At 64.4% G+C, this 25,447-nt stretch carries 24 protein-coding genes; 11 read left to right on the top strand and 13 right to left on the bottom strand.

Translation table 11 applies throughout. From position 1 onward, the window contains the following. Positions 1–256: 256 nt before the first annotated feature. From ACQY4G_RS04160 to ACQY4G_RS04175, 4 genes are read left to right on the top strand one after another with little or no spacing between them, the layout of a single operon-like run. The gene (locus ACQY4G_RS04160; RefSeq protein ID WP_421993222.1) at positions 257–1,183 is read left to right on the top strand and encodes a 5'-nucleotidase, lipoprotein e(P4) family; all 927 of its coding nucleotides are present in this window, start codon (positions 257–259) and stop codon (positions 1,181–1,183) included. Between the two features lie 56 nt (positions 1,184–1,239). Continuing rightward, complete coding sequence (locus ACQY4G_RS04165; RefSeq protein WP_421993224.1) at positions 1,240–2,376, top strand: NAD(P)H-dependent flavin oxidoreductase; 1,137 nt, start codon at positions 1,240–1,242, stop codon at positions 2,374–2,376. Positions 2,377–2,415: 39 nt separating this feature from the next. Next, entirely contained in the window at positions 2,416–3,084 is a 669-nt protein-coding gene (locus ACQY4G_RS04170; protein WP_157075213.1) for a ferritin-like domain-containing protein, read from the top strand. A gap of 41 nt (positions 3,085–3,125) precedes the next feature. Next, positions 3,126–4,265 carry a CaiB/BaiF CoA transferase family protein gene (locus ACQY4G_RS04175; RefSeq protein WP_421993226.1) on the top strand — a complete coding sequence of 380 codons (1,140 nt, stop codon included), beginning with the start codon at positions 3,126–3,128 and terminating at the stop codon, positions 4,263–4,265. Here ACQY4G_RS04175 and ACQY4G_RS04180 read toward each other — a convergent pair. The 7 genes from ACQY4G_RS04180 to hisS all read right to left on the bottom strand — a co-directional run bounded on the left by ACQY4G_RS04180 (position 4,262) and on the right by hisS (position 12,759). Further along, a complete protein-coding gene (locus tag ACQY4G_RS04180) occupies positions 4,262–5,446 on the bottom strand; it encodes a DUF418 domain-containing protein (protein WP_421993228.1) in 1,185 nt (394 codons plus the stop codon). The genes ACQY4G_RS04175 and ACQY4G_RS04180 overlap by 4 nt on opposite strands. Position 5,447: 1 nt before the next feature. After that, positions 5,448–6,686 (bottom strand): methionine adenosyltransferase, encoded by a 1,239-nt coding sequence (gene metK, locus ACQY4G_RS04185; RefSeq protein WP_421993230.1) that lies wholly within the window; start codon positions 6,684–6,686, stop codon positions 5,448–5,450. 30 nt (positions 6,687–6,716) lie between these two features. Then, entirely contained in the window at positions 6,717–8,312 is a 1,596-nt protein-coding gene (lnt, locus tag ACQY4G_RS04190; protein ID WP_421993232.1) for an apolipoprotein N-acyltransferase, read from the bottom strand. A gap of 42 nt (positions 8,313–8,354) precedes the next feature. Further along, the gene (locus tag ACQY4G_RS04195) at positions 8,355–9,020 is read right to left on the bottom strand and encodes a DUF4167 domain-containing protein (RefSeq protein ID WP_421993234.1); all 666 of its coding nucleotides are present in this window, start codon (positions 9,018–9,020) and stop codon (positions 8,355–8,357) included. 241 nt (positions 9,021–9,261) lie between these two features. Further along, on the bottom strand, positions 9,262–10,095 hold the full coding sequence (gene prmC, locus ACQY4G_RS04200) for a peptide chain release factor N(5)-glutamine methyltransferase (protein WP_421993236.1): 834 nt from the start codon (positions 10,093–10,095) through the stop codon (positions 9,262–9,264). Continuing rightward, on the bottom strand, positions 10,092–11,159 hold the full coding sequence (gene prfA, locus ACQY4G_RS04205) for a peptide chain release factor 1 (RefSeq protein ID WP_421993238.1): 1,068 nt from the start codon (positions 11,157–11,159) through the stop codon (positions 10,092–10,094). Before prfA ends, prmC begins: the two co-directional genes overlap by 4 nt. Positions 11,160–11,490: 331 nt before the next feature. Beyond that, on the bottom strand, positions 11,491–12,759 hold the full coding sequence (hisS, locus tag ACQY4G_RS04210; protein ID WP_421993240.1) for a histidine--tRNA ligase: 1,269 nt from the start codon (positions 12,757–12,759) through the stop codon (positions 11,491–11,493). A gap of 109 nt (positions 12,760–12,868) precedes the next feature. On the opposite strand from hisS, the gene ppa reads away from it, so the two are divergent. Next, on the top strand, positions 12,869–13,402 hold the full coding sequence (gene ppa, locus ACQY4G_RS04215; protein WP_421993242.1) for an inorganic diphosphatase: 534 nt from the start codon (positions 12,869–12,871) through the stop codon (positions 13,400–13,402). Positions 13,403–13,405: 3 nt separating this feature from the next. Here the strand turns inward: ppa and ACQY4G_RS04220 are convergent, their stop codons facing one another. The 3 genes from ACQY4G_RS04220 to ACQY4G_RS04230 all read right to left on the bottom strand — a co-directional run bounded on the left by ACQY4G_RS04220 (position 13,406) and on the right by ACQY4G_RS04230 (position 16,570). Beyond that, positions 13,406–14,779, bottom strand: coding sequence for a mechanosensitive ion channel family protein (locus ACQY4G_RS04220; RefSeq protein ID WP_421993244.1), 1,374 nt, complete (start codon positions 14,777–14,779; stop codon positions 13,406–13,408). Further along, complete coding sequence (locus ACQY4G_RS04225; protein ID WP_421993246.1) at positions 14,776–16,122, bottom strand: TldD/PmbA family protein; 1,347 nt, start codon at positions 16,120–16,122, stop codon at positions 14,776–14,778. The genes ACQY4G_RS04220 and ACQY4G_RS04225 overlap by 4 nt, the downstream gene beginning before the upstream one ends. A 73-nt stretch (positions 16,123–16,195) precedes the next feature. After that, positions 16,196–16,570, bottom strand: a complete 375-nt coding sequence (locus ACQY4G_RS04230) for a hypothetical protein (protein WP_067696142.1) — start codon at positions 16,568–16,570, stop codon at positions 16,196–16,198. A 206-nt stretch (positions 16,571–16,776) separates the two neighbouring features. Here ACQY4G_RS04230 and lptB point away from each other — a divergent pair, with 206 nt between their 5' ends. The 3 genes from lptB to ctrA all read left to right on the top strand — a co-directional run bounded on the left by lptB (position 16,777) and on the right by ctrA (position 19,888). Further along, positions 16,777–17,574: an LPS export ABC transporter ATP-binding protein gene (gene lptB, locus ACQY4G_RS04235; protein WP_369815378.1), complete on the top strand. Its 798-nt coding sequence runs from the start codon at positions 16,777–16,779 to the stop codon at positions 17,572–17,574. A 26-nt stretch (positions 17,575–17,600) separates the two neighbouring features. After that, positions 17,601–19,049, top strand: a complete 1,449-nt coding sequence (rpoN, locus tag ACQY4G_RS04240) for an RNA polymerase factor sigma-54 (protein ID WP_421993248.1) — start codon at positions 17,601–17,603, stop codon at positions 19,047–19,049. Between the two features lie 143 nt (positions 19,050–19,192). Further along, positions 19,193–19,888, top strand: coding sequence for a response regulator transcription factor CtrA (gene ctrA / locus ACQY4G_RS04245; RefSeq protein ID WP_067696150.1), 696 nt, complete (start codon positions 19,193–19,195; stop codon positions 19,886–19,888). 60 nt (positions 19,889–19,948) lie between these two features. Here ctrA and ACQY4G_RS04250 read toward each other — a convergent pair whose 3' ends face one another. Beyond that, complete coding sequence (locus ACQY4G_RS04250; RefSeq protein ID WP_067696153.1) at positions 19,949–21,163, bottom strand: mechanosensitive ion channel family protein; 1,215 nt, start codon at positions 21,161–21,163, stop codon at positions 19,949–19,951. Positions 21,164–21,293: 130 nt separating this feature from the next. On the opposite strand from ACQY4G_RS04250, the gene ACQY4G_RS04255 reads away from it, so the two are divergent. Then, entirely contained in the window at positions 21,294–22,058 is a 765-nt protein-coding gene (locus ACQY4G_RS04255) for a sulfite exporter TauE/SafE family protein (protein WP_421993250.1), read from the top strand. Positions 22,059–22,077: 19 nt separating this feature from the next. Then, positions 22,078–22,779, top strand: coding sequence for a tRNA (guanine(46)-N(7))-methyltransferase TrmB (trmB, locus tag ACQY4G_RS04260; protein ID WP_421993252.1), 702 nt, complete (start codon positions 22,078–22,080; stop codon positions 22,777–22,779). A gap of 60 nt (positions 22,780–22,839) precedes the next feature. Here trmB and ACQY4G_RS04265 read toward each other — a convergent pair whose 3' ends face one another. After that, entirely contained in the window at positions 22,840–23,445 is a 606-nt protein-coding gene (locus ACQY4G_RS04265) for an outer membrane protein (RefSeq protein ID WP_291181409.1), read from the bottom strand. Positions 23,446–23,640: 195 nt separating this feature from the next. Here ACQY4G_RS04265 and ACQY4G_RS04270 point away from each other — a divergent pair, with 195 nt between their 5' ends. After that, positions 23,641–24,312 (top strand): SDR family NAD(P)-dependent oxidoreductase, encoded by a 672-nt coding sequence (locus ACQY4G_RS04270; protein WP_421993254.1) that lies wholly within the window; start codon positions 23,641–23,643, stop codon positions 24,310–24,312. On the opposite strand, the gene ACQY4G_RS04275 is transcribed toward ACQY4G_RS04270, so the two are convergent. Then, complete coding sequence (locus ACQY4G_RS04275; RefSeq protein ID WP_425061719.1) at positions 24,309–25,445, bottom strand: aminotransferase class V-fold PLP-dependent enzyme; 1,137 nt, start codon at positions 25,443–25,445, stop codon at positions 24,309–24,311. The two genes, ACQY4G_RS04270 and ACQY4G_RS04275, sit on opposite strands and share 4 nt — an antisense overlap. Positions 25,446–25,447 lie beyond the last annotated feature (2 nt).

Below are 25,447 nucleotides of genomic sequence, written 5' to 3' on the forward strand. Positions count from 1 at the left end.
AAATGCATCTTACGGTCTAGGCATAACCTAAAGCATTGAATTTGTGGGCTGTCGTGAGAAGGCTCGACGCACCAGGAATATTGCATTGCACAATCGTGCCGCAGCGCAGGCGGCTCCGCCAAACGGGTGTTAAGGTCGAGCAAGCGAGTTGGCCGGCGCTCGCACTGGATGTAAGGGAGGGACTGGTGAAGATGGGAGAAACGCAGATATCCGCAGCCCAGTCGTTCGCTATTTCCCCCTTTTCGGAGATTGGGACATGAACCGGTTTGTTCTACTTGCCGCCAGCACTGTCGCCCTGGGTGGATGTGCGAGTGTCCAAACCCCGACGAGAGCCAGCGCCCCCGTCGTCACGATGGACGAGCATCGACCGGCGCCCGACACCATGCGCTGGCTCTACGGCTCGGGCGAGGCGGCAGGGGCATCGATCCAGACCTGGCGACAGATCGCCGATTATTCGATCACCATCGCACAGCAGAGCTCGGTGGCGCAATCGGTGCCGCTGGGCCTTCCGGACGCCGAAGGCGGGATCGGCACACGCTCCTGCACCGCAAGAGATGGCACCGGCAAGCCACTCGCTGTCGTGTTCGACGTCGACGAAACCGTGCTGCTCAATACCGGTTACGAATATTGGCAGGCGCTGAGCGGCAGGCCGTTCGATCCCGCCGAATGGGATCAGTGGGCCGACAACGGCGCAGGGATTGCGCGGCCGGTGCCCGGTGCGGTCACCGGGCTCAAGCGGCTGCGCGAGGCGGGAATCACGGTGATCTTCAATACCAATCGCAATTCGGAAACGGCAGCGGCCACCATTGCCGCGCTCGAAGCGGCCGGGGTCGGCCCAGCCGCTCATCTCGAGACGCTGTTCTTGCGCGGTGATGACGACATGGGCGGTCGCAAGGACGGTCGCCGCGCGCGGATCGCCGAAAGCTACTGCATCATCGCCATGGCGGGCGACAATCTCGGCGATTTTGCCGATGTCTTCAACGCGGATGAGGGCGACATTGCCGCGCGCCGCGCGATGGTCGCGCGCGGCCAGTACGCGCAGCTCTGGGGCAATGGCTGGTTCCTGATGCCCAATCCGGTCTACGGCGCGTGGCAGGAAGGCAGCATCGGCGAGGTCTTCCCGCCGGATGTTCGCTGGAAGCCGGAGCCGGGCGATGCGCCCGCGATCATGGACGGCCAGTAAAGCCCGCTTGCGCCGGCGCGACTTGGCAATAGGGTGATCGCCGAGAGGAGACACCCATGCCGATGAACCGCGTCTGTGAAATGACCGGGGCGGAATTCCCGCTATTCGCTTTCAGCCATTGCCGCGATGTGGTCGCCGCGGTCAGCAAGGCGGGCGGTTTCGGAGTGCTGGGCGCGACGCGCTTCAGCCCCGATCAGCTGGAGGAGGAGCTTGCCTGGATCGATGCGCATGTCGATGGCGCGCCCTATGGCGTCGACGTGCTCGTGCCCGAAGTGATCGACCCGCGCGTTCGCGGGCTGTCCGACAATAAGAGCCGCGCCGGGGCCATCGACCCCAAATACCAGGGCTTCGTCAATTCGGTGCTTGGCGATCACGGTATCGCGCCCGAGGCACAAATGCCGATCCTCAAGGAGCGGATGGGCATCACGCCCGAAAACGGCCTCGCGCTGATGGAAGTCGCCTTCCGCCACCCGATCCGGTTGATAGCCAATGCGCTGGGCATAGCCCCACCCGCGATGATCGAGGAAGGAAAGAAGCGCGGCGTACCGGTTGCCGCGCTGGTCGGTGCGAAAGAACATGCGATCCGCCAGGCCGAGGCGGGCGTCGACATCATCGTCGCGCAGGGCACGGAAGCCGGCGGCCATTGCGGCGAGGTTTCAACACTGGTGCTGATACCCGAAGTCGTGCGCGAACTGGCGCGCGCCGGACACCGGATCCCGGTGCTCGCGGCGGGCGGAATAATGACCGGCGGGCAGATGGCCGGGATGATGGCGGCGGGCGCGCAAGGGGCGTGGACCGGGTCGATCTGGCTCGCCACGCCCGAAGCCGAGACCAGCGAGGCCTTTCGCGACAAGATGATCGTCGCGCGCAGCCGCGACACGATTCGCTCGCGCAGCCGCACGGGCAAGCCGGCACGCCAGCTCAAGACCGCCTGGCACGAGGCGTGGGACGATCCGCAAGGTCCCGGCACGTTGCCCATGCCGCTGATGGGCATGGTGTCCGAACCCGCTTTCGCCCGGATCGAACGCGAAGCGGCAGCGGGCAATGAAGGTGCGCGCGAGCTTGTCAGCTATTTTGTCGGTCAGGGTGTAGGATTGGTCGAACAGGTTCGCTCGAGCAGACAGGTCGTGCAGGATTTCCGCGAGGAATTCGTCGGAGCGGTTTCGGGGCTCGGAAACCTGCTGGAAGAGTAGGTCATTTCCCTCAGGCGCCAAATGTGAGACAATCGATGCATGGGCATTCGCAACGCCTTTCGCGAGCGATTCCTCGACGTGCTCGGATCGATCTACATCTATAACGAGCACCGGGGCTACACCTCGCTCGACCGTGTGCTGGAGGCGGTACGGGCGCGCTGCCCCGACGATGCCGACTTCATTGCCGCGGTCGAGAAGCATCGCGCCGACGAGGAAAAGCATTATCGCATGTTCCGGCGCTGGTTTGAGTTGCAGGGCAAAATGCCGCTCAAGGTCGATCGCACCTGCGGCCATATCGATCATTTCATCGAAACCATCTTCGGCTGCACGATCGACGAACTCGACACGCAGGCCATCGTGGCCGATGGCGATGAGTTCGAAAAGCTGTGCCGTGTGATCATGATTACCGAACAGCGCGGAATGGAGCAGGTCGAAGTGCTGCTGAAGAACCGGCACATCCGCTCGGACAAGGCACTGCGGCGTATCTTCGAAGTGGTCGAGCGGGACGAGCCCAGCCACTGGATGCCCTACGACAGCTGGCTGCGCGCGCATGGCCGAAGGCCCAAGCCGCGATGGCGCGAGAAATGGACCGACTACTGGATCCACAAATCGCTGATGCTGGTCAAACTGCCGGCCGTGTTCCTCGATCGCAAGAACCCCCGGCTGGCAGGCTGGCCTGATGAAAATCCGCAGGTCTACGCGATCTGAGCGCTTGACCGGACCGGATCGCTGGCCCAGCAGCGCTGCGCATGTGGCTCGATCGACTTCGCAATCCGAACGCCCCGCTCGCCGGGCTCAAAGTGCTCGAACTCGCTCGTGTGCTGGCAGGTCCGTGGGCTGGCCAGATCCTCGCCGACCTGGGAGCGGACGTGATCAAGGTCGAAAGCCCCGACGGCGACGGTACACGTAAATGGGGACCGCCCTGGGTCGAGCGCGAGGACGGCACCCGAGAGGCAGCCTATTATCACGCGACCAATCGCGGGAAGCGCAGCATCGTCGCCGATTTCGGGGACGAAGGCGATCTCTCGAAGGTTCGCCAGCTGGCGGCAACCGCCGACGTTGTGCTGGAAAACTTCAAGACCGGATCGCTCGCGAAATTCGGCCTCGACTACGCGACCCTGGCGCGGAGCAACCCGCACCTGGTCTATTGCTCGATCACCGGCTTCGGCCAGACCGGGCCACGGGCGCGCGAAGCGGGGTATGATTTCGTGATCCAGGCGATGAGCGGTTTGATGGCGCTCACCGGCGAGCCGGATGGCCAGCCGATGAAGATGGGCATCTCGATTTCCGATCTTACCTGCGGGCTTTATTCGGTGATCGGCATTCAGTCGGCACTTGCCATGCGCGAGCGAACCGGACGCGGGCAGCATGTAGACATGGCGCTGCTCGACTGTTCGGTCGGATTGCTCGCCAGCCAGGCGACGCATTTCCTGACGACCGGCGAGAACCCACCGCGCATGGGCAATGAACATGCGCAGGTCAGCGCTTACGGCGTATTCCCGGTGGCCGATGGCGAAATCGTCCTGGCACCGGCCAATGACGGCCTGTTCCGCAAGCTGCTCAGCCTGCTCGGGCGCGACGACCTGCTTGGCGATACCCGCTTCGCGACCAATGAGGATCGTCTCTCCAATCGCGACGAACTCGACGCCATCATAGCTGCGGAAACGCGCAAGTGGCAGATGGTCGAGTTGCTTGCCGATTGCGCCGAGGACGGGATACCTGCGGGGCCGATCAATCCGGTCGACGCCGTCTTCGCCGATCATCAGGTTCGCGCGCGCGGTATGCGTGTCGATCTCGACGGTATCCCGGGCGTACGCAGCCCTTTCACCTTCTCCGACGCCGAACTCGCGCTCGATCACCCAAGCCCGCGCAAGGGCGAACACGGCTAGGCGCGTCGGCCCGCGATGGCGCGCGCGCCGGCACGCCACAGCCGCTCGGTCGGCCCCTGTCCATACAGTCTTAGCCAGAGCGGCGACCATACCAGCATCAAAGCTGCCGGCACGAGCGAGAGGAGCAACGCTTCGGAGCGCGACACGACGGCGAACAGGCCCGCTCCCCAACTGGCAAAGAGCGCCGAGAATACCAGGCTTGTCATCAGGTAGTTGGTCAGCGACAGCCGCCCGGCAGCGGCGAGCAGCCAGACGCCGAGCGAATCACGAATGCGCGTGAACAGCGCCAGCATCGCTACCGCGTAGGCGACGCCCATCAGCAGGTCGAACGGGGCGGACAGCACCAGCGCTTTGCGCGCCACCACCTGCGGGTCGAAGGCTAGAGAATGCGCGCTGAAGGCGATGAGGGTCAGCGCGGGCAGTGCGACGAGACAGCACAGGACGATCAGGCCAAGCACCCGCCCGCGCGACCATCGCGAGGGCAAGAGGCCGCTCTTCCACAGCGCGACACCGGCAAGCATGGACGCAAGATTGATCGGCACCCCGGCGCTGATCGCCGCGAGCGTTGCTGGCAGGCTCGCGAGCCTTCGGACGATGCGGTCACCAATGCTTTCCCGTCCCAGCTCTAGGGCATAGGCCAGCCCGTCGGGATGCGCTCCGAAATTGAGTGCGAAGAACTCCGGCGACCGGCTCGACAGCCAGACATAGCCGCCGCCCAAGTGTAGCGCGACGAGCGCTATCATCGCGAGACCGAGGCCATGCCAGCCGAGCGGCAGGAGCAGCGGCAGGGCCAGGCCGGCAAGCGCATAGACCCGCAAGATGTCGTTGCTCGCGAGCAGCGTGGCGTGGATCACCCCGATCGCGAACAGGAGCGCCATGCGTGCGAGATGCTCGCGCCAGCCGGTACCGCGCTGCCACATGATCGCCACGCCCAGACCGAACAGCATCGCGAACAGCGTGCGAAACTTGTCCTCGACCAGTACGAAGCTGACCGCCCAAAGCGCGTAGTCGAACGCACTTTGGGCGCCATAGGCAGCCGGATTGTAATAGGCCTGTAGCGGCAGCGCGAAGACATAGACGTTCATCCACGCGATGCCGATCACGGCAATCCCGCGCAGCGCATCGAGTTCGACGATGCGCTCGCGCGGAAAGGGTAGGCCGGTCTCGCCGGCCCTGCCCATGTCAGGCCAGCGCGGCCTTCAGGTCGTCGACAAGATCGGTGCGTTCCCACGGGAAATGTTCACCGTCGGCTTGCCGGCCAAAGTGGCCGTAGGCGGCGCTCTTGCGGTAGATCGGTTTGTTGAGACCTAGATGCATGCGGATGCCGCGCGGGGTCAATCCGCCCAGCGAGCCGATGTTGGCGATCGCCTTCTCCAGCGCCTCGTCGGTCACGCCATCGGCGCTGGTGCCATGGGTATCGACATACAGCGAAAGCGGCTTCGAAACACCGATCGCATAGGCAAGCTGGATCGTGCAGCGCTTCGCGAGACCCGCCGCAACGATGTTCTTGGCCAGGTAACGGGTGATATAGGCTGCCGAACGGTCGACCTTCGTCGGGTCCTTGCCACTGAACGCACCGCCACCATGCGGGGCTGCGCCGCCATAGGTATCGACGATGATCTTGCGCCCGGTGAGACCAGCGTCGCCATCAGGTCCGCCGATTTCGAATGCGCCGGTCGGATTGATGTGCCAATCGGTTTCGCCGTTCAGCCAGCCTTCCGGCAGTATTTCGGACACGACCTGCTTAACATAGGCCTTGAGTTCGGCTTCCTTGGCGCCTTCATGATAGCCCTTGGCGTGTTGGGTGGAAACGACCACCGCCGTGCAGGCGACCGGCTTGCCGTCTTCGTAGCGCAACGTAACCTGGCTCTTCGCATCGGGCTCGAGGAAGGGCGCGGCGCTGTTTTTGCGATCGGCTGCGAGCCGCTCGAGGATCTTGTGGCTGTAATCGAGCGTCGCTGGCATGAGATCGGGCGTCTCGTCGCAGGCGAAGCCGAACATGATCCCCTGATCGCCCGCGCCTTCGTCCTTGTTGCCGCTGGCATCCACGCCCTGCGCGATTTCGGCGGACTGCCCGTGCAGGTGGTTTTCGAAGGTCAAGGTCTGCCAGTGGAAGCCGTCTTGCTCATAGCCGATCTCGCGTACCGTATGGCGCACCGCACGTTCGATCTCTTCCTTAGCTCCCGGTGCCCAGCCGCCGTTTTCGGCCCACTCCGGGTTTGTCGCATCATACATCGGCGCGCAGCGGATCTCGCCTGAGAGGATGACTCGCTGGGTCGTCGTCATCGTTTCGCAGGCGACGCGCGCCTCCGGATCCTTGGCCAGCATAAGATCGACGATGGCATCCGAAATCTGGTCGGAAACTTTGTCAGGATGGCCTTCCGAGACACTCTCGGAAGTGAACAGGTAACTTGTGCGCATAAAGTTGCATTTCCCGATATAAAGAAGTCTTTATGTGTTGCGCGTGGGGTAGCCTCCCGAGCGCCGCATGGCAACCAGCGATAGCGCCAGCATGGCGACGCCCCACAAAAGTGTGAGCCAATGGCCAAGACGCGCGAACCAGGTGGGTGCATGCGGGGGAGGCACGATGGTATCGATCCGGCCCTCGACATTGCGACCGATATGCTCGCGAACCACGCCGCGGGCATCGATCACCGCACTGATTCCCGTTGTGGTCGAACGCAGCACCGGCAGACCTTCTTCGACCGCGCGCATACGTGCCTGTGCCAAATGCTGCGGCGGCCCCCATTCGCCGAACCAGCCATCGTTGGACGGATTGAAGATATAATCCGGCCGGTCGCTGCGATCGACGACTTCGCCGGAAAAGACGATCTCGTAGCAAATCTGCATCCCCGACTTGCCATATTCGCCGAGATCGTAACTGAGCGGCCCCGGGCCGGGAATGAAATCGAGTGTGCCCGCGACAAGGCGCGACAGGCCAAGCGGTTCGAGCAGGCCGCGCATCGGCAGGTATTCGCCATAGGGCACGAGATGCGCCTTGGCGTAGCGCTCGCCCAGCCGCCCATCGGGATCGATGGAGGTGATGGCATTGTAGGCGCCGACGGCCCTTTCGCGCCCATCGACGGTCCCGATTTCAAGATCGACCACGCCGGTCAGGAGCAAGCTTCCCGGACCGATCACCCGGCCTATGCGTGCGCGGGCGAAGGCGGGATCGCCGGCAGCTGTCATCTGCGTGTAGTAGCGCTGGGGATAGCCATCGCGCAGGTAGTCGGGAATGCCGCTTTCGGGCCACAGCACCAGGCGGCGGTCGTGCGTTTCGAGCGGTACGCTAAGCTGGCCGATGCGTTGGAATTGTTCTTCGAAACGCGCGGTGTCGTTGATCTCTTCCTGCTCGAGGTTGGGTTGGACGAGCGTCAGCGGCAGCGTGCCTTTCCGTGCCTCACCGGCAGGCAGGTAGATCAAAGTGGTGATACCTGCAGAGGCGAGCGCCAATGCGATCCAGCGCCTCGACCGCGCGAAGGCGACAAGCACGACCGCCAGCCCCGCGGCAATGCCCGACAAGGCATAGCTTCCCGTAAACGGTAAGACCATCGCCAGGCCGGGCCGATCCCACGGGCCCAGCAGCATCATCGAAAACGGCCCCCAGCTATATCCGCTGAAGACCCAGCTACGCAGCCATTCGGCCGCAATCCACATGGCTCCGAACGCCAACGCGAATGCGACGAGATTGCCTTTTCGCGCGACAAGCCACGCGCCGCAGGTGGCCAGAGCAGGCCACACCGCCAGATAGAGCGAAAGCAGCGGCACCGCAGCCCAGCCGAGAACGGCTGGCATTTCCGTCTGGTATGTGAAGGCGGTCGCGATCCAGTTGTTGGTAACGGTGAAATGCGCAACGCCGAACAGCCAGCCGGCGAGCAGCGCGCGCTTCCAGCTCGGCAATTGCCAGGCGAGCCAGCCGAAAACGCCCATCGCGACGAGGCCGAGCGGCCACAGATGAAAGGGCTGAAATCCAAACGCCGAGACCGCGCCCAGCAGGAGCGCGGCCAAATTCGGGTGCGAACGGACGAAGCCGGGAATTTTCTCCATCGGCTCGCCCATTAGATTGTCAGATCAGCACTGCAAGCGCGATCAGCCGACCGCGCTCACTTCGCCGTCATCGTCCTGCTTGCGCTTGCGCCGGCGCGGGGCAGGCTTGGCCTCCTCTCCCGCGTCGTTGGCGCCGAGCGAAGGCGGCAGGACCGCCGCATCGATCTCGCCTTCATTACCGGGAGCGCCCTCCGCGTCCTTCTTGGCCTTACGCGGTGCACGGCGCTTCTTGGGCGCCTCGTCCTCGTCGTCGCGGCGCGTGAAGGGATTTTCTGCCGGCTCGAACTCGGTGTCGCTACCATCGTCGCCGCCCTTGGGCTTGCGACCGCGCGGTTTGCGAGCGCCATCGTCATGGTCGTCACGGCGTGCGCGCTGGCGGCGGTTGCCCCGGCGATCGTCGCCATCGCCCGCGTCGGCGTCATCGTCGGACTGGCTTTGTCCGCGCTCTTCCGCACGTTTGGCCTTCGCTTCTTCCTGGCGGGCCTTGTTGTCGGCGATCACGCGGAAGTAATGGTCGGCAAACTGCAGGTAGTACTCGGCCTGCACCCGGTCGCCATTGTGCTGGGCATCCTGGGCAAGCTTTTTGTACTTGTCGAGCAGCTGGGGCGCGTTGCCCCGTGCCCGGCTATCGATCCGGTTGGCCGAATTGGCTCCGCCCTGATGGCGACTCCCGCGTCCGCGACGACGGTTATTGCGATTGGTGTTCAAGGGTAGCTGGTCCTCATTCAATGCGCGGCGCGAACCGTAACCCGGTCCGTATGCGGCCGCGTGACCCCTTGCACGACTGCGCCTGTCGCAGCTCGTGTGCTCCGTCTCGTGCATGGTATGCGTAGCAATAGGCTGCGCACCAAAACTGCAATGTCGGAGCTGGAACCGGCGGGGAGGCGTTAGCCGCGCACCGCTGGCCTTGGGCCAGAGGTAATGGGTCGAATCGGCTTTGCCAAGTCTTTTATCGCAAGATAAGCGCGCGCGGTCGCCCGCCGAGGTCTCGGTGCATACTGACCGCGAAGCCCGATTCGCGCGCTATGCCCGCGACCGCCTCCTGCTGGGTCGCGCCAATCTCGAGCACCGCCACGCCGCCAGGCAAAAGAAGCTTGCCAAGCTGCGGAATAATCGCGCGATAGTCGTCAAGCCCCTCGGGCCCGGCGAACAGGGCGGAGGCGGGTTCATAATCGCGAACGTCGGGCTCGAGCTGCGCATCGGTCTCGACATAGGGCGGATTGCACAAAATGAGATCGAACTGGCCGAGATCATCGCACCAACCCGCTTCGTGCCAGCTGGCTTTGTGGAAATGCGCGCGATCAGCGAGGCCGAGCCGGGCGGCATTGGCGGCCGCAACCCCAAGCGCGCCCTCCGAAGCATCCAGCCCGATGCCGCTTGCCTGGGGGCGCCGGTCGAGAAAAGCGAGCAGCAACGCGCCCGAGCCGGTACCCATGTCGAGCACCCGCGCATCGGATCTCGCCGTATCGAGCGCGGCCTGAACGATCGTCTCGCTGTCACCGCGCGGGATCAGCGTGTCGGGCGTGACCGTGAACGCAAGCCCGAAAAACTCCTGCTCGCCGATGATATGCGCGATCGGTTCACGCGCGGCGCGGCGCTCAACCAGTTGGGCGAAATGCGCGGGCGCGGGATCGCGCATATGGTGCAAGAGCATGTCCGAGCGCGATGAGCCGAGCGCATGCGCCATCAGCAGCTCGGCATCGAGGCGGGCGGTGTCGGACGTTTCAGACAAGCATGCGGCCGCGTGCCTGAGAGCATTGCCGACATCGATTCCCGCGTTCATTCACTCATCGCCGCGAGCCGCTTGGCCTCGTCCTCGGCGATCAGCGCATCGACCAGTTCGCTCAAGCCAGGCCCGGCGATGATCTCGGGCAGCTTGTGCAGCGTCAGGCCGATCCGGTGATCGGTCACGCGTCCTTGCGGGAAATTGTAGGTGCGGATGCGTTCGGAACGGTCGCCGCTGCCGACCATGGCCTTGCGCGCCTCGGCCTCGGCGCCCTGCGCTTCGTCGCGCGATTTCTCGTATAGCCGCGCGCGCAGCACCTGCATCGCTTTCTCGCGGTTCTTGTGCTGGCTGCGCCCGTCCTGGCAGGTCACCACCAATCCCGTCGGCAGGTGGGTGATGCGGATGGCGCTGTCGGTGGTATTGACGTGCTGGCCGCCCGCCCCGCTGGCGCGATAGGTGTCGATCTTGAGATCGGTCGCATCGATCTGGACGTCGACCTCGTCGGGCTCGGGCAGCACCGCCACGGTGGCGGCCGAAGTATGGATGCGCCCGCCGCTCTCGGTCTCGGGCACGCGCTGGACGCGGTGGACGCCGCTCTCGAACTTCAACTTCGCGAAAACACCTTGCCCGGTAACATTGGCGACCACTTCCTTGAAGCCGCCGACTTCGCTCGGACTCATCGAAACCGGCTCGACCTTCCAGCCCTGCTCGGCTGCGAAGCGCTCGTACATGCGGTAGAGATCGCCGGCGAACAGCGCCGCCTCGTCGCCGCCGGTGCCCGCGCGAATTTCGAGCATGGCGGGTTTCGCATCGGCGCTGTCGCGCGGGAGCATGGCGATCGCCAATTCGCGCTCTGCCTCGGGCAGGCGCCTGCGCAGCTCGGCCAGCTCTTCCTCGGCCATGGCCTTCATTTCGGGATCGGCGAGCATGTCCTCCAGCTCCGCGATTTCCTCGCGCGCGGCCTTCACCTCGGCGGCGACCTTGGCCACCGGTTCGAGTTCGGCATAGTCGCGGCTCGCCTTGACGAATTCGTCGCCCTCGAGCGTGCCCGAGGCCATCCGCGCCTCGAGCTCGGCGAAGCGATGGGCGATCTGATCGAGGCGTTCGGCAGGGATGGTCATGCGTGCGTCGGGTGGCGGATGGGTGACAAAGGTGACAGGGTGTCAACTTCGATTTTTGGCCTAACCCTTTCTTTCTCAATGATAAATCTGCGAATATCTCGGGGTGACACCCGGGTGGGAGAGCCCCGGCGGGGGCGGTTGTTCGGCATTCGCCCGCCCCTTAACCCCTGACCGGGGGGTAGGAAAGTCTTTCGCTCTTTCCCCTTATCCCGGCCGCCGAGTGAGGACCAACATTCCCCTTACGTCATCCCGGACTTGATCCGGCATCGAGCTTTTCTTCCAGCGCGCCAGCCGAAGCACCGGCCCCGGATCAAGTCCGGGGCGACGGAATTCATCGGTTCACTTCGGTCCAGTGGTCGGCGAAGATCTCACTCGCATCCGCTTCCCGACCATATCCCGTGCCAGCAACCGTCAGCGTCTGTGTGCGCTGCCCATCCCTGATGTCGAAAGAAATCAGAATCGCGGGCTCTGCCTTGCGAGCCTTGTCGAACCGCTTGCGTGGGCTTCCTGTAGCGAAGAGTTCCGCATTGAAGCCGCGCCGCCGAAAGATGGAGACCATTTCCGCAGCATCACCTTCCCGCTCCACATTTTCGGCAGCGATGGCGATTTCCAACTTTTCCGTGCCCTTCCCCTCGCACAGCATCGCCAGCCGCTCGATCCCCGCGGCCCAGCCGACCGCAGGTGTGGGTGCGCCGCCGAGGCTTTCCATCAGGCCGTCATAGCGCCCGCCGCCGAGGATCGTGCTCTGGCTGCCAAGCTTGCCTGCGGCTTCGCTGCCCTCGTCGGGGATGAATTCGAAGGCGGTGTGACGGTAATAGTCGAGGCCGCGCACGAGGCTTTCGGCGCGGGTCCACTTTACGCCTGCTGCATCGAGGCCGGCGGTGACCGTGTCGAAGAAGGCGCGCGCCTCGTCCGACAGGAAATCGTCGATCCTCGGCGCGTCGGCGACGAAGCGCCGGTCGCGGCGATCCTTGGAATCGAGAATGCGCAACGGGTTCTTCTCGAGCCGCTCCTGCGAATCCTCGGACAGTTCATCCTTCACCGCGCGAAAATGCTCGACCAGCGCCGCGCGCCAGGCTTCGCGGCTGCCGCCATCGCCCAGCGTGTTGAGATGCAGCGTCACGCCCTCGATGCCGAGCTCCTTCAGCAACTGGTCGGCCATCGCGAGCAGTTCGACATCGGCCTGCGGCTCACCCGCGCCGATGATTTCGACATCGATCTGGTGGAACTGGCGATAGCGGCCCTTCTGCGGACGCTCGTAGCGGAACAGCGGCCCATGCGTCGCGACCTTCAGGGGCGCATGCTGTTGCCAGCCGTTCGAAAGATAGGCCCGCGCAATCCCGGCGGTGAATTCGGGACGCAGCGTCAGGCTTTCGCCGCCGCGGTCGTCGAAGGAGTACATTTCCTTGCTGACGACATCGGTCGTCTCTCCGATCGCGCGGCTGAACACTTCGGTCTTCTCGAACACGGGCATTTCGACACGGCGAAAGCGATAGAGCCTGCGCACGCGCTCGAAGGTTTCGACCACGAATGCGAAAGCTTCGGCATCGGCGCCGAAAATATCCTGCGTGCCACGGATGGCTTGGGGTGTTTTTGCCATGCGCGCGCGCTTAGGCGAGGAAGGCTGTTGCCGCAATATACACGGGGGGCTAGAGGCCGCGCGAAGTCTTTCTGGGGAGAGGGGCCGAACGCAACGAGAGAACCACGCAATGCGCATCGACAAGATTCCCACCGGCGACAATCCGCCCGAGAGCCTCAACGTCATCATCGAAGTGCCGACCGGCGGCGAGCCGGTGAAATATGAGTTCGACAAGGATTCCGGTGCGCTCTTCGTCGATCGTATTCTGCACACGCCGATGCGCTACCCGGCCAACTACGGTTTCGTCCCGCACACGCTTTCGCCCGATGGCGACCCGCTCGACGCGCTGGTCATCGCCCGCTCGCCCTTCATCGCCGGCTGCGTGGTGCGTGCCCGCCCGATCGGCGTGCTCAACCTCGAGGACGAGCACGGCGGCGACGAAAAGCTCGTCTGCGTGCCGATCGACACGACCTTCCCGTACTATTCGGACGTCGCCGAGACCAAGGACCTGCCGAGCATCATCTTCCAGCAGATCGAGCACTTCTTCACCCACTACAAGGATCTGGAAAAGGAAAAGTGGGTGCGCATCGGCAATTGGGGCGATGCCGCCGAAGCCAAGCGCATCGTGCTCGAATCGATCGAGCGCTACAACGACGGGAAGTAAGCGCTATTCGACCGGACGCGAGCGGTCGAGCAGGTCCTTATCCTGCTCGTCCCCGCCGCGGCGGCGCTCCTGCTCCACCATCTCGCCGATCTCGTCGGCCGGGCGGACATCCTCGTCGCCCTCGGTAACCGTTATGTCCGGAATCGCCGGGCGCGAAGGCGCGGGCGATGCCGGCTGCCCCTCGCCCGCAGGCGCCATCGGGATGGTTGCCGAACGCGGATCGAAACGCAGGCGGTAGATCGGCTCGGGCAAGGCAAATCCGGCGTCCTCGAGCGCCGTCTTGACCGCCGCGATGGCGCGGGTCCTGGCCTTGAAGTAATCCGCCTCGCGCTGGTCGAGCCAGCCGAGGAACTTGAGCACGATATTCGAATCGCCAACCTGCTCGATCCGCGCTTCGGGAGGCGGGTCGTCGAGCACGAACGGCAGGTCGCGCAGAGTTTCGCGCCCCAGCTTCGAAGCGGCATTGGGATCGTCATCGGCATCCACGCCGAGGTCGAAATCGAAGCGCCGCTGCGGATTGCGCGTATAGTTGAGGATCACCGCCTTGAAGACCTGCCCGTTGGGAATGCGCAGGTGGTTGCCGTCGAGCGTCATCAGCACGGTCGCGCGGCTGGTCAGGCGAATGACCCGGCCTTCGAGGTCGTCGATCACCACATGATCGTTGGCGCGGAAGGGCTGGCGCAGGCTGAGCATCAGCGAGGCGACGTAGTTCTCGATCGTGTCGCGCATGGCGAAACCGAGCGCGATGCCGATGACGCCCGCGCCGCCGAGAACCGCGCCGAGCAGAGCGGTCGCCCCGACCATGTCGAGCGCGATGACCAGGCCGAGTATGGTGAAACCGAAGCGAATAGCGCTGGCGATCAGTTCGGCAAGAAAGCCATTGGGCGCAACGCGGTTCCACAGCCGGCCGAACCCGGCGATCGCATAGCCGGCAAGCGCGATGAGGAGCCACACGCCCAGCGCGGCGGCGATGAGCGGCAAGGCGCGGATCAGCGATTCCCAGCGCTCGCCGAGTACCGAGATACCGGCGCTGTCGGCGGACACCGACAGATCGCGCTCGAGCCCGTTCTCGACCGTTACGACGCCCGCAACCCGGTTCACGATCGCCTCGGCCCTATCGACATCCTCGGCCTTGGGGACGGTGCCCGAAAGCGAGACCACGCCCTCGCTGACCGCGACCTCCACGCCCCCAAAGGCGGGCAGTTCGGCAAAGATGCCGGCGATACGCTCGGCAATCTGTTCGTCCGCGCCCGCTTCCTGCGTCGCCGCGATCGTCTGGACCGGAGCGGGCGTCTCGACCGGTTCGGCGGGCGCTTCGAGCTGTGCGGCCAGCGGCATCGCCCAGGCGAGGGCGAGGATGGCGAGCAGGCGTCTCACTGCCCCGCCACCGACATGCCGTCGATACGGAAGGTGGGCACGTCGATCCCGCGCACCAGCTCCAGGTCGTTCGCCGGGACCAGCCCGCGAAACATGTCCGGCAGCTTGCTGGCGATGGTGATCTCGGCCACCGGTTCGGCGAGCTCGCCCTTGCGGATGCGCAGACCGCTCGCCCCGCGGCTGTAATCGCCGGTGACGAGATTGACGCCCTGGCCGAACAGGTCGGTGACAAACACGCCGTCCTCGATATCGCCGATAAGGTCGGCCACGCTTTGCGAACCGGCTTTCATATAGACGTTACTTGCAGCGACGCCGGGCGATCCGCCGCCACCCCGGCTAGCATGGCCCGTTAGCCCGAGACCGAGCTGCGCGGCGCTGGCGACATTGGTCAGCCAGCCGGTGACATGCCCGGCCTCGACCAGAGCGCGAGGGAGTGTTGCGACGCCTTCGCCATCGTAATTCCGCGAACGCAGGCCACGCAGGCGGTGCGGATCCTCGACAATGTCCACACCACTGTCGAATAGCTGGTCACCTTCGCGCCCGATCAGAAAGCTCGCCTTGCGTGCGATCGATGGGGCCGCCATCGCACCGAGCAAATGGCCGAGCACACCGGAACCGACCCGCGGGTCGAACGCCACCGGCATCGTGCAAGACGGGATGGATCCGGGGCCGACCTTGCGTACGGCGCGCTCGCCCGCCTCGCGCCCGATCTCGGCGGGGTCGGGCAAGTCGCTACGGTGGCGCTGCGTGCGATAGGCATAGTCGGTCTGCTTGTCCGCGCCCTCGCCCGCGACGACACTGGCCGAAAGCGTAAACGAGCTGCCCGCGTGGCCGCGCGCGAAGCCGTTGGTCGTGACCAGCGCGAAAACCGAGCGGGAACCCGATGCGCTGCCGCCGTTCGAATTGGTCACACCGTCGATCGCCCGCGCCGCGCTTTCGGTGGCGAGCGCTGCTTCGCGCAGATCTCCCGGCGAAGGCTCGGCCGCGTCGGTCAGGTCGAGATCGGCGGCTTCGCCTGCGAACAAGGCATCTTGGGGAGCAAGTCCGCCATAGGGGTCTTCCGGCGCCAGCCTAGCCATCTCGACCGCACGCTGCGCCAGCGTTCTCAAGCCTTCGGGAGCGAAGTCGCTGGTGTTGATCGAGGCGGAACGCCGGCCGACGAAGACCCGCAGGCCGATTTCCTCGCTTTCGGACCGTTCGACCTCTTCGAGGACGCCGAGCCGTACGCTTACGCTTTCCGAGGAAGAGGCCCTTGCGACCGCATCGGCCGCGTCGGCGCCCGCCTTTCGGGCGAGCTCGACGAGATCCTGGCAGCGCGCGAGGGCTGCGTCGTGGTCGATCATGGGCGAATGCCGGTCTGTGTCATCATTCGCGCGAAGTAGGCGCGGGGCATGATACTGGCAACCGCCGGGAAAGTCAGCCGAAGATGATGTTGAAGAAGGCGGTCAGGCTGAATGGCAGGCCGATCGCCAGCAGCCACAGCAGCAATTGGTCGCGGCGGAAGGAGGGCTTGAGAGCCTCATCCGCGGCCTCTTCGTCGCCAAGGCCGACCCAGCGCCGCTCGAACCAGCGGCAGGCGGGAATGATGCCAGCGACCAGAACCACGAGGGCAAGATAGGGAAGGATCGAGGAAGAGCCCTGTTTCATGGCATGGACGGTCACGAAAATTTGCAGGCCGGTATAGACGAGCAGCGCAAGCGCGACATTGTCGCTCATGGCCTTGCGCCAATCGCGTTTGCGTTCGGGGGCATGCTCGCCCGAGAAATCGTTTTCGTGGAGCGCCTTGTTCACTGCGTCTCTCCCTTTATGCCCTACCCGAATCGCATTGTTTCAAAAATGCTGCCAACTGGCAAGCAATCCTGCGCGTTCGAGACATGGACGCCCCGCTTTCGCACTGCGCGCTCCTCGATACTTTTCGGCCCCGGCGTCCATGCATGAATCCTGCCAATTCGTCGAAAAAGGCTCGCTGATGGGTTCCCACCATCGGTTCGCATGCTATGTCGCGCCCCATGGCCGATATCGGATTAAGCTCGGACAATGCCGCGGTGCACGACGCCGCCCCGCCCATTCCGCAGGGCGGTCTCGAAGTGATCTCGATCGCCAAGAGCTACGACAAACGGGCGGTGCTGACCGATATTTCGCTGACGGTCGGCAAGGGCGAGGTACTGGGCCTGTTGGGCCCGAACGGGGCGGGCAAGACCACCTGCTTCTATTCGATCATGGGGCTGGTACGCCCGGATGCGGGCCGCATCCTGATGGATGGTGACGACGTCACCAATCTGCCGATGTATCGCAGGGCGATCCTGGGGCTCGGCTATCTGCCGCAGGAAACCAGCATCTTTCGCGGCATGACGGTCGAGCAAAACATCGATTGCGTGCTCGAAATGGTCGAGCCCGACGCGGAGACCCGCGAGAAGGAGCTCGAACGCCTGCTCGACGAATTCGGCCTCGCGCGCCTGCGCGCCAGCCCGGCGATGGCGCTGTCGGGCGGTGAACGGCGCCGCTGCGAGATTGCCCGCGCGCTCGCGGCCAAGCCGTCGATCATGCTGCTCGACGAGCCCTTCGCGGGAATCGATCCGCTCTCGATCAGCGATATTCGCGATCTGGTGAAGGACCTCAAGACGCGCGGCATCGGCGTGCTGATCACCGATCACAATGTGCGCGAAACGCTGGAGATCGTCGATCGCGCCTGCATCATCTATGGCGGCCAGGTGCTGTTCGCGGGCACGCCCGAGGCGCTGGTAGCGGACGAAAACGTGCGCCGACTCTATCTGGGCGAGAGCTTCACGCTGTGATGTGCTGGCCCAAACGGAGCTGATCAATGGCGCTTAGTCCGAGGCTGGACCTTCGCCAGACCCAGTCGCTGGTGATGACGCCGCAGCTCCAGCAGGCGATCAAGCTGCTGGCGCTGTCCAATCTCGAAATCGAAACCTTCGTTTCCGAAGCGCTCGAGTCCAATCCCCTGCTGGAAATGGGCGAGGTCCGGCGCGAGGCGGGAGACGAGACGGCGCCCGAACCGCAGGAACCCGATAGCGCGACCGATATGGGCGGCGAAAACGCACTCGACGTCGCGGATCACGCGCTCGATCCGGAAGCGGCGCCGGGCGACATGGGCGATTGGAGCCGCGGAGATATCGGGTCTGCGGGCGGTGGCGAACTTCCCGACCTCGAAAACCGCTCTTCGGGCGGGCCGACGCTCGCCGAGCACCTGACCGAGCAGGTCGGCGCCGCCGCCCATGATGCGCGCGAGGCGCTGATCGCGTTACGGATCATCGGCGAGCTGGACGAGGCTGGCTACCTGCCGACCGATCTGCGGGTGATCGCCGAGGAGCTTGTCGTCCCGCTGGCGGAAGTCGAACGGGCGCTGGCCACCGTCCAGTCGCTCGACCCCACCGGCGTCGGAGCGCGTAGCCTCGCCGAATGTCTCGCGCTGCAGGCCAGGGAAGCCGATCGCTACGATCCGTGCATGGCGCGGCTGATCGACAATCTGGATCTCGTGGTCAAAGGCGACATCGCCCGGCTGAAACGCATGTGCGAAGTCGACGACGAGGACTTCGCCGACATGCTCGCCGAATTGCGCGGCTACGATCCCAAACCGGGCCTGGCCTTCGGCGGCGGCGCGGAATCGGCGATCGTGCCCGACGTGCTGATCACGCCGAGCGCGGAAGGCTGGGACATCCGGCTGAACGAGGCGAGCCTGCCGCGCCTCGTCGTCAATCGCGAATATTATCTCGAACTGAAAGGCGGCGCGCGCGACAAGGCCTCGCAAAGCTGGCTCAACGAACAGCTGGGCGAAGCCGACTGGCTGATCCGCGCGCTCGACCAGCGGCAGAAGACGATCCTCAAGACGGCGTCCGAAATCGTAAAGAAACAGGAAGGCTTCTTTCGCGAAGGGGTTACCGCGATGCGCCCGCTGACCTTGCGCGAAGTGGCCGAGCAGATCGAAATGCACGAGAGCACGGTCAGCCGTGTGACCAGCAACAAATACCTGTCATGCCCGCGCGGCACCTTCGAACTGAAGTATTTCTTCTCCAGCGGGGTCGCCGCCGCCGATGGCGAGGGCGCCAGCAGCGAGGCGATCAAGGCGCGGATCAAGGCGCTGTGCGATGCGGAGGATCCCAAGAAGGTACTGTCCGACCAGAAGCTTGCAGACATGCTCAACGAGGAAGGGTTCGACCTCGCCCGGCGCACGGTCGCCAAATATCGCGAGGCGATCGGGATCGGTTCGAGCGCGCAGCGTCGACGCGAAAAGAAGCTTCAAGCCCTGTGAGTCTTTTCTGGCACGATCAAAAAAGTTAACGCCTTTTACCCCGCGTTAACCTTTTCCGTTCAGATGTGATGTGGTTAATACATGGCAACACCTCTTTCCGAGGAGTTACCGCGAGACACTAGGGGCCAAACAGGGGACTTCCCATGCGTGTACTGCTTATCGAAGACGAGCCGACAACCGCCAAGGCCATCGAGCTCATGCTCACGACGGAAGGTTTCAACGTCTATTCGACCGACCTCGGCGAGGAAGGCTTGGACCTCGGCAAGCTGTACGATTACGATATCATCCTGCTCGACCTGAATCTGCCCGACATGCATGGCTACGACGTGCTCAAGAAGCTGCGCGTCGCGAAAGTCCAGACCCCTGTCCTGATCCTCTCGGGAATCGCCGAGATGGACAGCAAGATCCGCAGCTTCGGCTTCGGCGCCGACGACTACGTCACCAAGCCCTTCCACCGCGAGGAACTGGTCGCCCGCATTCACGCCGTCGTGCGCCGTTCGAAAGGCCACAGCCAGTCGATCATCCGCACCGGCAAGCTGGCCGTGAACCTCGATGCCAAGACCGTCGAGGTCGATGGCGCGCGCGTTCATCTTACCGGCAAGGAATATGCGATGCTCGAGCTGCTGTCCTTGCGCAAGGGCACTACGCTGACCAAGGAAATGTTCCTCAACCACCTCTATGGCGGAATGGACGAACCCGAACTCAAGATCATCGACGTCTTCATCTGCAAGCTGCGCAAGAAGCTGAGCCACGCTTGCGACGGCGAAAACTACATCGAGACCGTGTGGGGCCGCGGCTATGTGCTGCGCGACCCGAACGAAGAGGCGGAAGCCGCCTGACGCATCATTGCTGGACGGGATAGCGAGAGACGCCCGGCGCTTCGGCTGCCGGGCGTTTTTCTATTGGCTCCCGCCCAGCTGCGCCAAATCGAGCCCGCTGGGTTCCTGGAAGATCCGCAGGCCGAATTCCGGCAGGATCGCCAGCATATGGTCGAATATGTCGGCCTGGATCGCTTCGTATTCGCTCCACACGACCGTGTCGGTGAAACAATAGATTTCGAGCGGGAGGCCCTGCGGACCCGGCGGGAGCTGGCGTACCAACAGGGTGAAACCCCTGCTTGCGATCCGCGGATGGCTCTTGAGATAGGCGATCACATAGGCGCGCAGCGTACCGATATTGGTGATGCGCCGGGCGTTGATCGCGTCGCAATCGCCGGACAGCTCGTGGCGGTTCCACTCGGCGATCTCCTCTTGCTTTCGCGCCAGGTAATCGTCGAGCAGGCGGAATCGCTTGAGTTTGGCGACTTCTTCATCGCCCAGGAACCGGACCGAGTTCTGATCGATCACCAGCGCACGTTTGATCCGCCGCCCACCGCTTTCGCTCATGCCGCGCCAATTGCGATAGGCATCGGATATCAGCTTGTGCGTCGGGATGGTGGTGATCGTCTTGTCGAAATTCTGCACCTTGACCGTGTGCAGCGCGATATCGACCACGTCGCCATCGGCGTCCATGCTGGGCATTTCGATCCAGTCGCCCACCCGCAACATGTCGTTGCTGGTCAATTGCACGCTGGCGACGAGGCTGAGGATCGTATCCTTGAATACCAGCAACAACACCGCCGCCATCGCGCCGAGCCCCGAAAGCAGCAGCAGCGGCGACTGTTCGATCAGCACCGCGATCATCAGGATCGCCGCGCCGCAGAAGACCACGATCTTGACGACCTGGACATAGCCCTTGATCGGTCGGCTGCGCGCTTCGGGCCTGCGCGAATAGAGCTCGTTCGCGTAATTGAGCCCCCAGCTGATCGCCATTGCCACCGACAGCACGATCAGCGCGCGCACGACGTTGACAGTGACCGTTACGATCTCGAGCGGAAGGTTCGGTACCAGGGCAATACCGCGCGAAACGATCAGCAGCGGGATCACGGTGGCGAGCCAGGCCATCGCCCGGTCCGCCGTATCGCTGCGCTTGTCGAGATAGGGCGCGGCGGCGCGGAGCAGCACGCGCTTGATCAGCCAGTTCACCGCCAGTGCCAGCAGCGCCAGCCCGGCCAAGGCGATCAGCGACTGGAGCCACAGCGCGAGGTCGGAATAATCGTCGAGAAGTCTTTGCATGCCTGGCGGCCTAGCCGCTCGCGCAAGGGCGCTTCAACCCCGCAATCGGGGAGAGATTTTCTATCTCGCCCGGCTGCGCGAATCGCAGTACATGCCGTCGGTATCAACAGCGAAAGGCCCACCCCCGCTCATGGAGGTGTTCGGTTTCGATCTGGGGCCGATCGTCCCCTTCATCCTGATCGGTTTTGCAGCACAGATGGTCGATGGCGCGCTGGGCATGGCCTTCGGCGTCATCACCAACACGCTGATGGTCGGCCTGCTCGGTGTGCCCCCCGCCCTCGCCTCGCAGCGCGTGCACCTGGTCGAGTGCTTCACAACCGCGACCTCGGGCATCAGCCATTTGCTGAGCGGCAATATCGACAAGAGCCTGTTTGTCCGGCTGCTGATCCCCGGCGTGATCGGGGGGCTGGTCGGCAGTTATCTGATCACTGCTGTCGATGGCGACACGATAAAGCCCTATGTTCTCATCTACCTTGCGGCCATCGGGCTGTGGCTGCTCTTCCGCGGCCTGCTCTATCCGCCCAAACTGCGCGAGGCGAAGCATGTCGCACCGCTGGGACTTATCGGCGGCTTCCTCGATTCGGCCGGTGGCGGCGGTTGGGGGCCTGTCGTCACTTCCAACCTGCTCGTCCAAGGTGCCGAGCCGCGCAAGGTCGTGGGAACGGTCAACTCGGTCGAATTCTTCCTGACGCTCTCCATCTCGGCCAGCTTCGCCTATCATCTGGGCGTTTCGCATATCGCCGGGCCGACGCTGGGCCTGATCGTCGGCGGGATCGCCGCGGCGCCCTTCGGCGCGCTTGCGGCGAAGCATTTCAGCCCCAAGCTGATGCTGATCCTCGTCGGGATCGCGCTGAGCGTTACCAGCGCATACGGTATCTGGACGGCATGGGGATGATGGCGCTACGGCGCGCCGCATGTCAGCATTCAAGGAAGGCGATCCGACCACGCTCAACCGGCTCTACGGCCGCAGCCAGGGCAAGCCCCTGCGCGCGGCACAGCAAGAGCTGGTCGACAGGCTGTTGCCGCAGATTTCTGTGCCCGCCGATGGGCCGGTTACGTCGGAGGCGCTGTTCGGCTTCGACCGGCCCTTGCATTTCGAGATCGGCTTCGGCGGCGGCGAGCATCTGGCCGCGCGCGCCAACCTGCTCCCCGATCACGGCTTCATCGGCGCCGAACCCTTCGTCAACGGCGTAGCGCAGGCGCTGACGCATGTGCGCGACCGCACGCTGGCCAATGTCCGCATCCATCACGGCGATGCGCTGGAGGTGCTGCGTCGCGTGCCCGACGGCGCTTTGACCATGCTCTACCTCCTCCACCCCGATCCGTGGCCCAAAAACAAACACGCCAAGCGCCGCATGATGAACGACGGTCCGGTTCAGATGTTCGCCGACAAGCTCAAGCCCGGCGGCGAATTCCGCTTCGGCACCGATCATCCCGTATACCTGCGCCACGCCTTGATGGTGATGCGCCGCTTCACCGACGAATTCGAATGGCTCGTCGATGGCCCGAAGAGCTGGCAGAACCGCCCCTCTGGCTGGCCCGAAACGCGCTACGAACACAAGGCGCGCACGGTCTACGGGCACGAGGTGTGGTACTTCAGGTTTCGGCGCAGATAGCAAGAGGCCGCCCGGTCGCCCGGGCGGCCTCGCCTTATTCGTCTATGACCAGTCTGCGGATCAGAAACGCAGGCCGAGGCCGGCGACGACCTGATCGGTCGAGACATCGCCGACATCGCCGCCCACGTCGCTATAGTTCGAGCGCCGATACTCCAGCCGGCCTTCGAGCGGTCCGGGGAGCTGGACCTGGAGGCCGCCGCCAAAGCGCATGCCATCGGCATTCTCTTCCAGCTCGCCGAGCGAACCCGCGCTAGTGAAGGCACGCGTGTCGAGCGCAGTGTAGCCGACCTTGCCATAGGCGGCGATGCCCGGGGTCAGCGCGAAGCCGGCACGGGCGCCGATGTAATACTGACCATCGGCATCGAGCCCGTCGCGCGCGCCGGCGAAGCTGCCGGGAAACTCGGTCGAACCGCCGCTGGTCGACAGCTCACCCTCGACACCGACGAAGGCGCTGCCGAGCGAGAGGTCATATCCCGCGTTGATCCCGTAAACCGCCGAATCCGCGTCGGCGGTGACGCTGCCGTCGCTCGATTCGACGTCGAGCCCTTCGAAACCGGCGAGCGCGCCGACATAGAAGCCGCCGGGTGCGGTGTTGCTGTCCTGCGCCATGGCCGGCGCGGCAGTCATGGCACTTGCGATTGCGACCAGTGCGATTGTCTTTTTCATTTCGATTCCTTTCGTGTGCGCTTGTCTGCACAGCGGCGCCGTTGGCGACCCGGCGCTTGCACGGCGATGAACCGGACGGCGCAAAGTGTGGGAAAAGCGATGGGCGGCCGAAAAAATCGACCGGGGGATTGCAGGCTGCAGGGAACCCACCGAAGGCTGTGACGCTTCGATAGGAAACATGCGGAGGAAGCAGGCATGGCTGGCAAGACGGTTTTCATCCTGGGCGCATCGCGCGGTATCGGGCTTGGCCTGGTGCGCGAATTTCTCGGCCGTGGCTGGCACGTCGTGGCGAGCGAGCGGTCCAAGAGCGAAGACCTGCACGCGCTCGACTGCGATGCCCTGCGGATCGTGACCTGCGATGTGACCGATCCGGACAGCTATGGCTCGCTTGGCCTGGGAGACGCCACGCTCGACGCGATTGTCATCAATGCCGGGATTACCGGGGCCCGCCACCAGGACGCCTCGCAAGCGACTGCCGACGAGGTGGCCGAAGTGATGATGACCAATGCCTTCGGTCCGGCGCGCGCCGCAAAGGCTTTGCTGCCGAGCCTGAAGGACGGCGGCACGCTGGCGGTCATGTCCTCGCTGATGGGCTCGGTCGCCGACAGCTCGGGCGGCTACGAGCTCTACCGCACCAGCAAGGCGGCGCTGAACATGCTCGCCAAGGGCATTGCCGAACAGGATGCCGGCGCGCGAGATATCTCCGTGCTGTCGCTCCACCCTGGCTGGGTGCAGACCGACATGGGCGGACCCAATGCCAAACTGACCGTGGCAGAAAGCGTCGGCGGGCTGGCCGATGTGATCGAAGGTGCGGGCGGTGGCGGGTTCCGCTTCGTCGACTACGCCGACAAGGACCTGCCCTTCTAGGCGAGGCACTCGCGCAGGGTGGCGATCAGCGCCTCGGTGTCGGCAGGAGTGTTGTAGAGATGCGGTGTGACCCTGATCGACGATCCGCGCTGCGAAACATGCACCTGCGCCTTAGCCAGCCTCTCGGTGAGGCCATCGGGCAGGCCAGCAGGACATTCGAGCGCAAGGAAATGCGGCGCGCGCATGCCAATCGGAGCCGATAAGAGCCCTAGCTTGGCGGCCTCGTCGGCGATCGTCTGAGTCGCTGCGGCCAAAGTGTCGGAAATCGCTTCGACGCCGAACTCGAGCAGGACATCCAGCGCTGCGCTCGCCCCCATCAGCAGTGGCGGATTGGATTTCTCGCCCATGTCGAAACGCCGCGCGCCCGGCTGATAGTCTTCGCGATAGTCGACCAGTCGGGCGAAATCCTCCGATCCGCCGCGGTTGATCCAATTGTATTCGATCGGGACGCCGTCGTGATGGCGCGCGGCGACGTACATCATGCCCACGCCGTAAGGCCCCAAAAGCCATTTGTAGCAGGCGGCGACCGCGAAATCGGGCTGCACCGAGGCAAAATCTATCGGCATGGCTCCGAGCGACTGGGTCAGGTCGAGGACCAGCGCCGCCCCAACCTCGCGGCACCTTTCGCCCACCGCGACGAGATCGACCATCCGGCCATCGGCCCAGTGATTGTGCGGCAGCGCGACGATCGCGGTGTCGGGGCCGATCGCATCCAGCACCGCCTCGCTCCAGCAGCTTTGCGACGGCCGCCGGACCGCCACCACTTCGCCGCCCTTCTCCTTCGCCAGTTCGCGCCAGGCATAGACGTTGGACGGAAACTGGTCGGCCAGCGTGACGATCTGCTGGCCCTTGGCAAAAGGCAGGTTTTGCGCAGCGACGGCGAGCGCGTAACTCACCGAAGGCACGATTGCGATGCAATCCGCGTCGACCCCCGCCAGCCGCGCGGCGCGGCCGCGAAACGCCTCCGCGATGCTGAAGAAATCCGCAGGGCGAAACTGCCACGGCTGCTCCTTCAGCCGCACCCCCTCGACCATCGCCGCGCTCACATCCCGCGCAAGCGGCGCCATATAGGCGCAGTTGAGGTAGTGCACGCCATGGGGAATGGCGAAGCGGCTCCGCTGCGAGGGGATCACCG

It is taken from the genome of Qipengyuania sp., from assembly GCF_965277845.1.
GTDB lineage: Bacteria > Pseudomonadota > Alphaproteobacteria > Sphingomonadales > Sphingomonadaceae > Qipengyuania.